We start from the raw sequence: 17198 nt of genomic DNA, 5'->3' as shown, positions 1-17198 counted from the left end.
TTTATAACTCCTCATCGTCCACAATTTCAATGCTATCAAGAACCAAAGAACCTGCGGAAGTTAATTCTTTGACTTTTTCTGCTATACTACGAGCATTTTTCTCTTGGAGGATGTCACTTAATGGAACCTTCACCCCTGAGAATGTTGAAATGCCATTTGCTAAATGAACAGCTTTTAAAGAATGACCACCTAGTTCAAAGAAATCATCGTCGATACCGACTTGTTCGATTTCTAAAATTTCTTCAAACAAATTACAAATCGTCGCTTCTAACTCATTTCTTGGTGCTTCATAAGAAATACTTGGATTCAGTTCTGGTTCAGGTAAATTTCGTTTATCGATTTTCCCTGCTTTAGTGACAGGCAACTTATCCATAATCGTGATATAGCCTGGAATCATATAATCTGGTAATGTTTTTTTCAATTGCTCTTTCACTTCAAACGCAGTCATTGCTTCATTAGTTACAAGATATGCGCACAATGCTAATTCATTGTTAATCGTTTTAGTAATCACACAGGCATCCCAAACACCTGGAATAAGTCCCAGCTGGTTTTCAATTTCACCTAGTTCAATTCTAAAACCACGTATTTTCACTTGTTCATCGATTCTTCCTACATATTGAATATTGCCATCTTCCTGCCACTTCACTAAATCACCGGTTCGATACATTTGCTCTGTTGGAATCACAGGATTTTGAACAAATTTTTCTGCAGTTGTCTTATGATTATTTAAATACGCCAAAGCTAAGTTATCACCACTTATACATAACTCTCCTAGCATACCTATTCCACAAATTTTCTCTTGGTGAAAGACAAATAATTTAGAATTGGCAATAGCACTGCCGATAGGAACAGATTTATACAATTGGTTTGACACTTGATAGGCAGAAGCACAGACAGTCGTTTCAGTTGGTCCATAAAGATTATAAAGAAGTGTCTTTCCTTTGGTCATTACCTGATAAAATTTCTCGACTAACGCCATCGTTGTCGCTTCCCCAGCAAGTCCGACCTTGCTTAGTTGATTGATTTCGTCTTGTCGACCATTTTCTTCTGCAAATTCTAATAACATTTTGAAAAGGGACGGTACTGTAATAAGGATTTTTTGATCTAGTTTTTTCAAGAAACGATCTGGATCATTTTTCACCTCATCCGATATAATCTCAAGCGTTCCACCAACTAGGCACCCAGCAAATAATTCAAATACCGATCCATCAAAAATAAATGAAAATTGTTGTAAAATCGTCTGGTTTGAATCAAGATCAAAGTAATCTTTCTGCCAGTTGACCAAATTCATCAAAGAGGCATGACCTACAATGACTCCTTTAGGGTTACCCGTTGTTCCTGAAGTGTAAATGACATACGCATTATCTTCTGGTGTCAGCTCTGGCAACATGATTTGAGCGAATTCATCTGGCTCTAGTTCTTCAACTGTGTAGTTGATCACTTTTGCATCTAAGGATACGGCTCTCTCCGTTTGACCGTTTAATACAAGATTAATCTCGCTATCTTTCAAAATATAAGCGATTCTTTCTTCTGGTAAAGTTGGCGATAATGGAATATAAGCCGCGCCAGCTTTCATAATCCCATAAATTCCTACAACCATTTCGATTGTTCGGTCACAATATAAGCCGACAAAAGCTGTCTCTTGAACTCCCGTTGCAAGTATCCGTTTCGCCACTATCGTTGATTTTTCTTCTAATTGCGCGTACGTCAATTGCTCTTGTTCAAAAACAACAGCGACTTTATCTGGATGTTTTTGAGCTTGTGCTTTTAACGCTGCTAAAATCGTTGGATAGCTGCTATTTTCTTGTTTTTCTGGGTTAAATACAGTAATTACCTGCCTTTGTTCATCCTCATTTACTAAAGAAAAATCGCCACAGGTCAATGCTGGATTTCGAGCCAACTCTTTCAATCCACAAATAATTCGAGATAAAATCAATTGCGCCTCAGTTTCCGTAAACAAACGCTCATCAAACATCAATTTGAAGCTCAGTTCATCTGCCGCACCAACACTCAATGAAATTGGATAACTTGTTTGCTCGCGATAATCTTCCATTTCACCTAGCAAACTGATTGCTTCATCTGCTTCTTGTACAGCATAATTTTCAAAAACTATAATTGTGTGAATCAATTCTTTTCCTAATAGTGTTCTATTTTGAATTTCGGATAATGAACAATACGTATGTTCATCGCTTTCGATCGATTGATTCTGAATCTCTTTGGCTAAGTGTACGAATGAATCTTTTTCCTCGCTTTTAACTCTTACTGGTATTGCATTGATGAACAATCCAACAGCCTGTTCGATTCCCTCTAATTGTAAATTTCTACCAGAAACCATTTTACCGAAAACAGCGTCGTTTGTATGATTGTATCGTTGCAAAATGAGTCCCCAAAGCGTTTCGACAACTGTATTCATAGTTATGCTGTTTTCTTTGGCAAACGTTTGGATTCTAGATGTGTCTTCTTTTGAAAGTGAGTCAAAGATCGCTTTAACCTCAGCATTTTGATCGTTTTTAGGATACATTCCTGTAAAACTTGCTTGGGTTTCGTATTCTTCTAATAAGCTTTCCCAGTAATTTAAACTTGCTTCTTTATCTAGATCTGCAACTGTTCGTGCATAGTCCTCGTAGATTGTATCTGTTTCAGACTGAATTAAAACAATTGTGTCATCGTTATTTTGCAATGCCTCGTATATCTTCATCCAGTCATTTAAAACAATCGACAAACACCAGCCGTCCATAATAATATGATGGAAGGTAAAAATAAGGCGTTGTCCTGCCGGCATTTCCACGAGCGACACTCTAAAGAGAGCTTCTTTTTCTAGATCAAAACCTCTATTCACATCAGCGACTTTGTATTGAGCAAACTGTTCTTCAGCATTTGCCACTTTAGAAAAATCATAACTTGAACATTCTAAGTCTCGATCTGAAAAAATGACTTGCCTTGGTTCTTTGATTTCTTTGTATAGTATATTGGTTTTTAATGCTGGATGTTTTTCAGCAAGCATACTCAAACTTTGTTCCAGTAATGGTTGATTCATTTGTGTATTTACTTCATAAGAACATTGAATCACATAGCTTGTTGACGCTTCGTCAAGCAATTTATGATACAGTAGTCCTTCTTGCATCGATGTCAACGGAATGATTTTTTGGATTTTTCCACTTAATAGTTCGTTCGCTCTTTGTTGAGCCAAATCAAATTCAGCTTGGTTCCATGAAAATTCGCCTAAATCAGAAGCGGTTTGTTGCGGTTCGGTTACACGTTGACAATAGTCAATGATCGCTGACAGTTCTTTTTGATAACTACTACTGATAACATCGATTTCTTTACTTGAAAGAATAGGTGTAGCGTAAACTAAATCAGTGATCAACTGATCATTTTGAATGTAGCAATTGACTGATAATGGACTACCAATTGTATTTTCTTTAGCACTATCATTCACATTGGCAATATCACTGATCGTAAATAATTGTGTATTGTCTTTACTGTTCCCTAATTCACCAAGATAATTAAATACCACATCAGTTTGTTGGGTTGTCAGTTTATCTGTATACGTCGCTAATAGACCATAACTCATTCCCTTATTCGGAATTTTTCTAATTGACTCTTTAACATTTTTGATTGTTGCCTCCAACGTTTCTTCTAATGTAACCATTAAAGGATACATGGATGTAAACCAACCGATTGTTCGGTCTACAGAGCCCACTGATTCAAACAATTCGCGACCATGTCCTTCTAACGTAAAGGAAACATTGTTTTTATCAAAGATATTTCCTAGAGATTTTGCTAAAGCAGTTAACAGTAAGTCACTGATATCTGTAGAAAATGCCTTATTTGCCTCAAAACGAAGCTGCTTAGTTTCTTTTACGCCTAATTCAAACGTAAACGTCTGACTTTGATTTGTTGGAATCGTCTGATCGAATAGACTTGTACTTGTTATTTTCTGATTGACTTCTTGCCAATAGTCTTCGTCTTTTTTTATTTCATAACGTTGCGTCAACTCTTTCAACCCTTCACTCCATGCTGGGTAAGAAGTCGTTTTTTGCGGCAATTGGCTAGTCTGATCATTCAGCAAACTTTCATAGCTTCGATTTAAATCCTCAATAAAAATTTGCCATGACACCGCGTCAACAATCAAATGATGCATTTGGACCCAAAGATACGATGTCTGTTTCGATTGAAAAACTAAAATTCTTAGTAACGGTGACTGATCAAAAGTAAACATTGCCTGAAATGGAGCACCGATCGTTTGAATTTCTTCCGTTGGTATTGGTCCATCTTCCTTCAATTGGAAAGAATGAAAATCGTAATTTGCTTCTTGTTTCCAATCGAAAATCGTTTGTTGCTTTTGCTTGACACCCATTCTTAGCATGTCATGATGTAAAACAAGTTCATCTATCGCTTTTTTCAATAGCGCTTCATCTATCAAACCATCTATTTCTAAAATCAGTGACTGATTGAAATGTTCTGGGGTATTTAAATTACTTGAATAAAAGAACTGCTGTACTGGACTTTGAGGAACCACACCTGTTACTATTTCCTGATCCATTTTTTGAGTGATAACATGTATTTTTTGGATAATTTCTTTGATCGTTCTAGCTTGCATGATCTCTTTTACAGTTAATTGATAGTTAAGTTCTCTCACTTTTGAAACGACCCGAATAGCTTTGATCGAATCCCCACCTAGTTCATAAAAACTATCCAAAAGATTGATTTGCTCCAATTGCAAAATGTCTTTCAATACAGTGGCAATCTGTTCTTCTTTCTCAGTCTTCGGGGCCAAAAACAATTTAGTTTTGGAAGTATCTGGTGTAGGTAACTGTTTTTCATCTAACTTCCCATTTGCAGTAATCGGCAATTTGTCTAAGAAACTAAAGTAATTCGGTACCATATAATCTGGCAATGATCGGCTTAAATAGTCTTTTAAATCATTTTCCGCCAATGAATGATCTGTTACTACATAGGCACACAGATAGTCTGTTCCTTTTTGTTCTTTTACAGTCACAGCAGCTGATAGTATTTCAGGTATTTGTAACAGAGTCTGTCTGATTTCGGCTAACTCCACACGAAATCCACGGATTTTCACTTGATTATCTATTCTTCCAAGGTAATCGATCGAGCCATCTGCTCTATATTTTCCTAAATCACCTGTTTTATAAATAACCTTTCCATCCAATGTTACGAATTGTTGAGCGGTCAATTCTGGTTGATTTAAGTAGCCTCTGGCAACACCAGCACCACCAATACACAATTCTCCTGGAATTCCGATCCCACAATATGTCTGATCGTTCATTACATAAACTTGTGCCTGATGAATGGCTTTACCTATCAGTGTATCTTGACTATCCAGCTGATCAGGATATTGATAGTACGTTGCACACACAGTGCCTTCTGTTGGTCCATATAAATTCCGAATGATCGATAGTTTTTTCCCTGTAGTGTCGACAAATTGAGTAAGTAAATGATTGGTCACTTTTTCAGCCCCCACATAAACCGCTTCAATCGTTTCAAATGCTTTTTCACGTTTGTTTTCTTTTGTATAATTTAATAAAGCTTCTAAAAATGTCGGTACCATTAGGAAATGCGTCACATGATTTTTTTCAAATACATCTAGTAATTTGCCGAAATCCTCATGTTCTTCAGATGACATCATCTGTAACGAAGCACCTGAAAGTAAAGCTAGAAAAATTTCCCAAACTGATGCATCAAAAGTATAGATTGCCTTTTGCAAAATGGTACTTTTTCCTGAGACATTTCCTTCATTTCTTTGCCACTCTATCAAATTCATCAAAGAATGATTTTCTATCATGACACCTTTGGGCTTTCCTGTACTACCAGAAGTATAAATAATATAAGCAAGATCTGAGCCTTCGACTTGTTCTCGTTCAACCGATTCTTTTTGACAGTCCTCTGCATGAAGAATCATAGGCTCACAAACAAGTTCTCCAGAGACTCGTTTTTCAGTCCCAGCTGAACAAAGAACTGCTTTAGATCGACTATCTTCTATAATGTAGTTGATTCGTTCAATCGGTGTTGTCGGTGTAATCGGAAGATAAGCCGCCCCTGCTTTTAAAATACCTAATATACCGATCGTTAATTCTGTAGACTGTTCAACGATCAACGCCACAACATCATTTTTCCCGACACTTTTCTGCTTTAATTGTTGTGCTACAGCATTTGCTCGTTCATTCAACTGACTATATGTCAGTTTTTCTTCTAAATAATAAACAGCAGGTTTATCTGGATTTTTCATTACTTGTTCTTCAAAGCACTGAATTGGAGAAATAAAGGATTCTTGTACTATTAGGCTGTTTGGTTGATTGAATTCTTTTTTGATTTGCGTGATTTGACTTGAACTCAAATATTGCAGCTCACATACAGGTTGATTTGTTTGTGTTACTAAATTAGTCAGTAATACTTCAAAGTGATCAGCTAATCGTTGAATCGTTTCTTCTTTAAAAAGCATTGAATTATATTCCCAATTGATCGTGTAATCAAAAGCGTGCTCGATCAATGTGACCGTTAAATCAAATTTTGAGACTTCCAATTGAATTTGTTCTACTTTAGCAAGTTGACCACCTATATAAACCGTCTCATCATAGCCTACTTCATAGGAAAACATTACATCAAAAAGTGGATTTTTCGTTCCTAGCTCTGCAATTTTTTCATACGGATAATCTTGGTTCTCAAAGACATCTAGACTCTTATTTTTAATATCTTCTAAAATTTCAATGAAGTTTTTCTGATGATCGATCGTCCCTATGATCGGCAAGGTATTTACAAACATCCCTATCATTTCTTCTGCTGAAGGATGGTTTCTACCTTCAGCAGCTGTTCCAATGACTACACGTTCTTGACGGTTTAACTTGGTGAGAAAAATCATCAATGCCGATAAATAAACCATAAAACTGGTTGTCTGATTTTGCTTGTTTAGCCCATCGATTTTCTCTTTAATCGAAGCATCGATTTTCATTTCTACGTGACTGCCTTTAAAAGACTGCTTTTCGTGCAGTTTAAAATCGACTGGTAACTCAGCTTCTGGCAAAAGCTCACTCAATTCTTCTTGCCAAAACTCTTCTTGATCGTCTAAATCCAAACTATTTTGCCAAGCTGAAAAATCTTTATAATGCAGCTCAATTGGCTCTAAAATATTGCCGTCATAAAGCTCACTCAATTCTTCTAACAAAATACCTGTGGAAGCACCATCTGAAATAATATGATGGACATCTATCAGTAAAAGTGTACAGCCTTCTTGATCTTTTCCTAATCCTATCCGAATCAGCGGTGCCTGACTTAAATCAAACGGTCGCACAAAGTTCTTGATCATTTCTTCTGAGGTGTATCCTTCAACGATTTCAACTCGATTTTTTTGAGGTGAATGAATTCGCTGTACAAATTTATCTTTTTCAATTGAAAAACTTGTCCGAAATGCTTCATGTCTTTCGCATAATTGATTAAATGCTTGATTCAAACGAGCATAATCCAACGCCTTTTCAACTTTCAAAATAATTGGCATGTTATAAGTGACACTAGAATCTTGTGATTGCTCAAGTGTATATATTCTTTTTTGATTGGAACTCATTAAATATTTTTTACTCATCTAAGCACTCCTCAGCAGCTTTTAATAACGGTTGAAAAACCTTTTTATTTTTCTTTTTAATGACTTTAGCAATGTTTTTTACGTTTTGTTCTTTCATAATATCTTTTAAAGACACCCGCAAATCAAATTCTTTTTCAATTCTTCTAGATAATTCAACAGCTTTGATCGAATAACCACCAAGTTCAAAGAAACTGTCCGTTATACCAATATCTTCTACATTCAAGACTTCTTTAAACAACGGCAATAATTTTGCCTCATCTTTTGTTTTTGGCGGAACAATGGTTGTATTATATTCAATCGGAATTTCCTGCAAGACTTTTTCATCCAATTTACCATTGTGATTTTTTGGTAGTTCATCGATTTGTTTGATAAAGCTAGGAACCATATAATCTGGGAAAACATCTTTTAATTCTGCTGAAATCGTTGAACTATTCAGAACTGACTTACTGACTACATACGCGCATAATTGCGGATTTCCAAGACTTTCGTTGACGATCACCGCCGCACTTGAAATATTCGGCAATTTTAGTAGCCCTTTTTCGATTTCTTCAATTTCAATTCTAAATCCACGAATTTTAACTTGTTTGTCGATTCGACCAAGATAATGAACCTGACCATTTTCATCAATTTTCCCAAGGTCTCCTGTTTTATATAACTGCTGATTAGAATCAATTGGACTTTGAACTAATTTCTCTTTAGTTAAACTTTCCGAGCCCAAATATTCTTTGAATACACCAATACCGCCAACACAAATTTCCCCTGCAACATCGATTCCGCACAAGTTGCCATCATTCATAATATAGACTTGAGTATTTCGCACGGGTTGCCCAATCGCTACTCGATTATTTAAGTCTTCTACACTCACTTCATGGAAGGTAGCACAAACAGTTGTTTCAGTTGGTCCATATAAATTCGTAATTTTAGATACATTACTTCTATTTTTAGTGACGTCTATATACTTTTCTAAAAGTTCTGTCGTTAAAGACTCCGCTCCTAGATAGATTTTTTCTAATCCATCCAAAGCATCCGTTACACTTTCGGCTCTCATATAGTCCAAAATAGAATCAAAAACAGTCGGAACCATCAAGGTATGTGTCACTTTTTTTTCTTGGATCAATTGCAGTAATTTTGTATAATCTTGGTTTTCATCATCTGTGAGCATTTGAAGTTTTACACCAGATAATGTTGCTAGAAAAATCTCCCACACAGATGCATCAAAAGAACAAGTCGCTTTTTGTAAAACAACGCTCTTGTCATTGATTTCACTCTGTTCTTTTTGCCACTCAATCAAGTTGACCAGACTATTGTGTTTGATTTTAACGCCTTTGGGTTGTCCCGTACTTCCTGATGTATAAATAATATACGCACAGTCATCTGCTGAACTTTCCACTGTTTGGTTTTCTTCTAGTCTCTCTTTTGGTGACACTAGGATTGTTTGGCGTTTTAATGAACTGGATGGTTCATTTGTTAAAATCACTTTTGTGTGACTGTTTTCTAAAATATAGTCGATTCTCTTAGATGGAAGCTCCACATCAATCGGTAAGTAGGCTGCACCGACCTTTAAAACACCATAGATTGCTGCAACAAATTCAATGGAGCGATGGAAAAGTAACCCAACTACATCATTTCTTTCAACTCCAGAAGCTTTTAACTTTTTAGCAACTGCATTCGCCATTTGATTTAATTCAGCATACGTGACTTCCATTCCCTCAATACCTACAGCAATTCTATTTGGATAATGCACTACATTTTCTTCAAACCACGAAATAGCTGTTTCATGCTGCAATGGGGATTTTTCTTGCGTGTTGAACGTGTAACAAAGTTTTTCTTTTTCTGCTTTATCGATCATTGAAAGTTCAATTAATTTACTATCTGGCTGTTCAAGTGCAGATTTGATCAACCTTACAAAGTGTTCTGATGTTTTTCTCATCGTTTCTTCTTTAAATAACTGAATGTTATAATCCCAATTGATCGAGACTGTCTCAGGATGTTCTTTGATGGTCAATGTTAAATCAAATTTCGCTGTATTATTAGGCAGCTCATAATAACTCATCTGAGCGTCACCTAAAGAATAGCTTTCATCCTCTAAATTTTCATAAGAGAACATTACGTCAAAAATGGGATTGCGCGTTTGATCTGGTTTAATAGCTAACTTCTCTACTAATTGCTCAAAGGGATAGTCCTGATTGTTGAACACTTCAAAGAAATTAGTCTGAACTTGTTTTATATAGTTCAAAAATGATACATCAGGCTCAACATCTTGCTTTAAAGCTACCGTATTTACGAACATGCCTAACATTTTCTCCACATCGGGATGAGTTCTACCCGAGATAGCCGTTCCTGTGATAATTTCTTCTTTCCTTGTATATCTTGAAAGTAATAAATTAAAGATTGCTGCGTAGAAAATATAGCTAGTTACGCCATTTTTCTTTCCAAAAGCTTGAATTTTTTCATTCAGTTGTTTAGGTAAGTCTATTGAGAAACTCTCCCCTGCAAAACTTGCCTCAGATCCTCTAATAAAATCAGTTGGAAATTCGGTATTTAATTCTGCACCGTCTAATTGATCCAACCAGAATTTTTCTTGCTTTTGTAAATCCAACTGCTTATTCCAAGAACTATAATCTTTGTATTGAATAGCCGCCTCTTTTAATTCTTCACCATTGTAGGCAGCCGCTAGTTCAGAAACAAACATCGGAATCGATTCTCCATCAAAAATAGCATGGTGAATATCTATAACAAAATAATGTTCATTTAACGAAGTAGAGAAAACATGTCCTCTAATTAGTGGCCCTTTATTTAAATCAAATGGCTGAATGAAATCAAAAATAGCTTGATTTAATGTTTCTTTTTCAACTGTAGAAGTAGACATTGGGATCTGTATTTGATCGGCGATAACCTGATGATAGGTTCCTTCCTTAAATGCAAAAGTTGTTCTTAAAATTTCATATTTTTGGCTTAGTTTTTGTAATGACTCTTTCAAGCCTTTAACTGAAATTGCACCTTCGATCGTTAATACAACTGGAATATTGTAGGTCGTATTATTCACTAACGTTTCTTCTACCAAAAGAATTCGACTTTGTGCAGGACTTGCCTCTAAGCTAGATCCTTTTGGAATCGGCTGATAGGTTTCTCCTTTTTGAAGTTTAAGCGCAATTTTCTCCACAGTCCGACCAGTCATTATTTCTTCTAAAGTTAGTTTTGTGCCTGTTTTTGCCGCTAATTGAGCTGACAATTGCATAACTTTCAATGAGTGACCACCTAAGGTAAAGAAGTCATCCGTAATACTGATTTGTGGTACATCTAAAATTTCAGCGAATGTTTCACAAACAATCCTTTCTGCTTCATTTCGAGGAGATACAAAATTCTGCATTTCTGGCATCTGAGGTTTAGGTAAAGATGATTTATCGATCTTTCCATTTTTATTCAGCTTAAATTTATCCACATCCATTAGCACTTTGGGTACCATATAATGCGGCAATTTCAACATCAACTCATGACGGATCGTTTCAAGGTCTATCACTTCTTCTAGTTGAACATAAGAGCAAATATCTTTTTGGCCATTTTCTTCAAAAATGATGGTTATGGCATTGCTAACATAAGGTAGTTGCTTGATGACGGTCGTGATTCCTTCTAATTCAATCCTGAATCCTCGAATTTTGACTTGATCATCTACTCTTCCTAGATAATCGATTGAACCATTTTCAAGCCACCGAACAAGGTCTCCTGTTTTGTATAAACGCTGATTTGATTCTGTTACAATGAACTTTTCATCGGTACTTTTCTCTAAATTTAAATAACCTGCAGCTAAACCATCTCCACCCAAATAAAGTTCTCCAGGAATTCCAATACCGCACAGTTGCTCCTCTTTCATTACATAAGCCGTTGTATTTGAGATCGGCTTTCCAATCGGTACGAGCGTTTCGATTTCGTAATCCAGATCTTCAAATAAAGAAAACGTCGTATTTTCAGTAGGTCCATAAATGTTGCAAATGCTAACAGTTGGATTATATTCTTTAAATCGTTTGATTGGTGCAGAAACAATTTTCTCACCACCAACTAAGATCCGATTTAAAGAATGAAACGCTTTAGGATGCATTTCAACAATATTGACGAATAAGGCAGTTGTAATAAATAAAGTATTGATTTTTTGTGATATGATCACGTCTTCTAATGATTCTGGGTCCAACAAGACATTAGAGGTCGTCATAAACAATCTTCCGCCATTTAATAACGCACCCCAAATTTCAAATGTGCACGCATCAAACGTTAGTGAACCTGTTTGTAAAATGTAACTGTTTGTAAAATCGACATAATTCGTATTTCGAACCAAGCGAAGAATATTTTTATGTGTGATCATCACTCCTTTAGGTACACCAGTTGTACCAGAAGTATAGATGACATAGGCTAGATCATCTGCACTAACCGTAGGCAATTCTTGTCTATCATCACTTTCTTCAAATGCATCATTTGTGATTACTGTACAATTTTCTATTACTGGATACTCTTGTAACTGCTGACCAAAATCACATAGAACTTTACATTTTGCATCATTGAGAATAAATTTGATTCGTTCTATTGGACTATTGCTATCAATTGGTAAATAGGCCCCACCAGCCTTCAAAATACCTAAAAATAGTACTATTGTTTCAACTTCCCGATCAGCCACTACAGCAACTAAATCACCTTTAATAATCCCTAGATTTTTTAATTTATACGCTAAATTTGTGGAAAGTATATCTAATTGCTCATACGTCAAAACTTGATTCTCAGACGCTATAGCAACTTGTTTATGATAAGTTGGTAAAATTTCATTAAATGCCGTTACGACCGAAACATCATTTGGATACTTAGTCGTAGTTTGATTAAAACCTGATACAATCAATTCACGTTGCTCATCTGTAAGAAAATCAATGGTCGAGATTGGCTGCTGCGGTGATTGGATAGCCGCTTTCAACAATTGACAAAAATGAGTCAAAATATAGTCCACACCTTGTTTTGAATACTTGGAAACATCAAATAAAAGATTTACTGCGAAACTTTCACCATTTTGAATAGAGAGAGTCAAATCATAATTTGTTTCTTCTCTGATATCCTCTAGTAAAAACTGCGGTACTTCTATGTCAGACAACACATTTTCTTCATAATTTTCAAAAGCAACAATCGTTTGTACTAATTTATTTCCTAGTTCATTTTCATTTTGAATCTCGCTTAGCGGATATAGATCATGGGCTCCACTTTGATTTAGTTGTGTCTGTAAATTAGTCACAATCGTTGTAAAATCAGCATTTTTTTCATTCTGTACTCGAACTGGAATCGTGTTGATAAACAACCCAACTTTATCTTCAATATTTGCAATTGGACTATTTCTTCCTGAAACTACTTGCCCAAAAACAACATCTTCAGTATTCGTATAATTTTGCAATAAAATACCCCAAGCTGATTCAAAAATAGTATTGACTGTTACGTTTAAAGATTTTGCTAAAACGCGGATTTGCTCACTTGTTTGACTATCTAGAACTTGTTTAATTTGATTGTTTTCTGTTTTAACAGTTTGTACAGCCGTTGGCAGGATACTTGCAACTGTGGTGTAATCTTCTAATAGAGTATGCCAATATTTTTTTGCCTCACGGGTATTCATTTCCGCTAAATATTTCACATGTTCTGCATGTGCATAATCTGGTTCAATCCCTTGTTTGATTGCTTCGTAGTCTTGACCTGCAAGCAATGATTTATAAAATTCTTGTAAATCATTCAGCAAAATGGCATTACACCAACCATCTAATATAATATGATGGAAGCTCATTAGCATCTTATAATTATCGGCCGCTACTTTCATGATCTTTATACGGAACAATGCATCTACTTCAAGATCAAACCCTCTTCGGATATTTTCTTGTTCGATATTCTTCATTGCATCTTCAATTATTAAAGTCCCAGTTAAATCAATACTTTCCACATCACAACTAGCATTTTGATGGATCACTTGCCTTGGAATACTGACATTTTTATAAATAACACTTGTTCTTAAAACGCTATGTTTCTGTACTAATAAATGAAGTGCTTGCTTAAATTCTGTTATTTCAATGTTCCCTAGCTCATAGATCGCTTGGACAATATAGGCACTAGAATTGGCTTTTTCCTGTTCATGAAACAACAAACCTTCTTGAAGGGGAGTTAAAGGATAAATCTTTTCGATCTGATCATTACCTTTAGTAAAATTTGTCTCTACCTGTCTAAACTCTTCTTCGCTCCAATTCGTCTCGCCAAAATCTGATGCTGTTTTTTCAGGTACGACTTTTTTAAGACAATGATCGACAACCATTTTCAGTTCTGTTTCAAACAACGTTTTAAGTTCTTTGATCATTGTGTCATCACACATTGATTTATCGTAAATGAACACAAATGAAATGACCCCATTGTTCAAAGAACCATCTATAGAAATTGGCGTGCCAAAATGATTGTTTTCTGAAATCTGATAACCATACTCTACTGTCTTTATTTGAATATCATACTCTGAAGACTCTTGCTCAAAATCGCCCAGATAATTAAACGTCACTTCAGTCTGAACTCCTTCAAACTGCTCATCGTAACAATCTAAAACACTATAACCCAAACCATGATTCGGGATACGACGCAGATTCTCCTTCACTCTTTTCAGATCATTTTGTAAACTACCACCGATTCCTGTACAAACTACTGGATAAATCGTTGTGAACCAGCCAATTGTTCGATCGATGTGAATTGGCTTATGAATCGGCTCACGACCATGACCTTCCATTCGTACACTAATTGTATCCGTGGCAGTCATTTTATTTATCGTTCTGAATAGAGCTGTTACTAACAAGTCGTTTATTTCTGTATTGTATGATTTATTAGAGTGTAAAATAAGATTTTCTGTTAGTTCTTTGGATAATGAAATCTCGTCAATGCCTGTTCCACGGTTATCTTGTGGTGCACATAAAGTAGTATTAGCTTGGGTTGCTAATTTACTGATTTTATTCCAATAAGGGCGTTCTTTTTCCAATGTTTCGGACGTACTAAACGCTTCTAATGACTCACACCATCTAGAAAATGATGCTGTTTTCATAGGTAATTCAATCGTTCTTTCTTCTAGAGATTGTCTATAGGCAGTATTGATATCTTCTACTAAAATACGCCAAGAAATACCATCCACCATTAAATGATGAACGATCAATGAGATATAGTCCATTTCTCTTGTATGAAAAACAACCACCTTGATCAAGGGTCCTTCAGTTAAGTTTAAAGTTGGCTGTATTTGGTCACTGATAGCTTCCATTTTTTCAAAAATAAGCGCCTCTTTTTCATTCATTAAATCGAAGGAAATCATCTCAAATAAATTTGAGCTGTCTTGCTCCTTAATTATTTGTTTCCCCTCTATATAAATCGCTCTCAGCAAGTCATGATGGTTACAAACCGCTAGTAAGGCTTTTTTCAAACTATCTATTTCCAGGTTTTTACATTCCAACAAAAATGTTTGATTAAAATGCTCTGGCACAGGCAGTTTACTGTTAAAGAAATAATTCTGAATTGGAGATAATGGTGTTTCGCCAACAATTATCGGCTCGTTTTGATCTTGCGTCTCGATTTGGTTCAATTCCATGTGGGTCGCAATATTTCCTAAGTTTTTCTCAGTCATGATCGTTGGAACACTTAAGTTATAGCCAATTTCTCGCAACTTTGAGACAATTCTGATAGCCTTGATCGAGTCTCCACCAATCTCGAAAAAGTTATGATTACATCCGATATTTTCGTTATTTAAAACAGTTGAAAACACAGAAATAAGTACACGTTCTTGTTCCGTTTTTGGTGCTACTATTTCTTTTGTCCTAACCGCCGATTCTTCTTCAATCATAGGCAATTTACTCTTATCTAATTTGCCATTATTATTTACAGGCAACTCATTGATTTTTATAAACCTTTTTGGAATCATGTATAGCGGTAGTTTTTTCTCTAAAAATTCTTTTAATTGTGTTTCTTGATACTCTGATTTAGATACATAATAGGCAACGATCTGATTTTTTTCAGAAACAATTACCGCTGCATCATCGATATTCGGATAGCTAGCTAACGTATTTTTAATTTCACTTAATTCGATTCGCAAGCCATTGATTTTAACTTGCTCATCAATTCGACCTAAATATTCTAAATTGCCATTATCTTGCCACTTTGCTAAATCCCCTGTTCTATAAATCTTTCCTGGCAGACCAAAACAGTTATCGACAAATTTCTCGTTGGTCAACTCTGGTCGATTCAGATACCCCCTAGCAACACCGACTCCTCCAATACACAATTCCCCAGGTTCATCAATCCCACACAACTTATCATCATCCATTATATAGATGGCGGCATTGTTGATACCTTTACCAATCGAAACAGTTGATTTATTGTCTAAATCAGCTAGATGAAAATAAGTAGCGCCGATAGAAGCTTCTGTGGGCCCATAGAGATTATAAATGTTTTCTTTGGTTAAAGGCGTTAGTCTACAGATTTTGTTCACCAGTGATTCTTCTAATTTTTCACCAGCGATATATAACGTATTTAAACATGCTAAATAAGACTCTTTGTCGACTTCAACAGCATAATCTAAAAAGACAGAGAGAACCGTTGGGATCATCACCATATGTGTTACTTGATTTTTTTTAATCACTTCTAGTAACATGCTGAAATTGTTATTTTCTTGGTCAGTTAATAGTTGTAGCTTTGCTCCACCTAGAATCCCTAAGAAGATTTCTCCAACTGCGGCATCAAAAGAACAAGTAGCTTTTTGAAGCATTACACTTTTTTCATCAAATTTTGCTGTTCCAAGTTTCCATTTGACAAAATTTACTAATCCTTTATGCTCGATCATAACGCCTTTGGGATTTCCTGTTGTTCCAGAGGTATAAATAACATAAGCTAATTGATTTGGGGAATAAGTTACATTGACTTTCTCTTCACTTATATTGGTAAAGTTTGGACAAATCATTTTTTTATTTAATCGGTTTTCCCACTTTTCTCTCGAGCTTATATCTGTTATTACTTGTTTCACATTGCTATCTTCGATTATATATTTGATTCGTTCTTCAGGATTTTCAGAATCTATCGGCAAAAACGCAGCACCTGATTTTAAAATCCCCAATATCGTCACAACTAATTCAATGGAACGATTTAAAATAACACCAATCAAATCTTCTTTTTCGATACCTGCTTGTACTAAAGTTTTTGCAATGTGATTTGCTCTTTGATTCAGTTGTTCATATGTCAGAGTCTCACCACTGATACCAACAGCTGTTCTTTGTGGATAGTGTTGAACTACCTCTTCAAACCAGCTAACTAAATCCACTTCATCATAGGTTGTATCTCTGTTCGAATTAAACGTATGAACGACTTTTTCATATTCATCCTTTTCCAATTGATTAATTAATGTATTCTCCAACGTATAACCCACTCCATTTTGTTATATTAAAAAACAAGCTAAATATTTTTATATTCTTTTGATAACTCTCCTTGAATTAAAAATATTGAATATTCACTTGTTTTAATTCAAAGTCTATTAAATATTTCACTAAATGTCAAATTGATTTTCGTCATAAAAAAAAGA

2 protein-coding genes are annotated in these 17198 nt (G+C 35.4%); both read right to left on the bottom strand.

Annotated elements, in window-relative coordinates; genetic code table 11:
- Window position 1: 1 nt before the first annotated feature.
- On the bottom strand, window positions 2-7597 hold the full coding sequence (locus A5821_RS14440; protein ID WP_086315419.1) for a non-ribosomal peptide synthetase: 7596 nt from the start codon (window positions 7595-7597) through the stop codon (window positions 2-4).
- The gene (locus A5821_RS14435; protein WP_170923050.1) at window positions 7590-17033 is read right to left on the bottom strand and encodes a non-ribosomal peptide synthetase; all 9444 of its coding nucleotides are present in this window, start codon (window positions 17031-17033) and stop codon (window positions 7590-7592) included. The genes A5821_RS14440 and A5821_RS14435 overlap by 8 nt, the downstream gene beginning before the upstream one ends.
- Window positions 17034-17198 lie beyond the last annotated feature (165 nt).

Origin of the sequence: Enterococcus sp. 7F3_DIV0205, from assembly GCF_002141365.2 — a bacterium.
GTDB lineage: Bacteria > Bacillota > Bacilli > Lactobacillales > Enterococcaceae > Enterococcus_L > Enterococcus_L palustris.
Note: the sequence above shows the minus strand (reverse complement) of the source record. Positions and strands in the feature narration are given on the sequence as shown.

Excerpts from the sequence above, each read along its gene's own strand:
- A5821_RS14440 (WP_086315419.1), bottom strand. The coding sequence starts at position 7,597 with ATGAGTAAAAAATATTTAATGAGTTCCAATCAAAAAAGAATATATACA.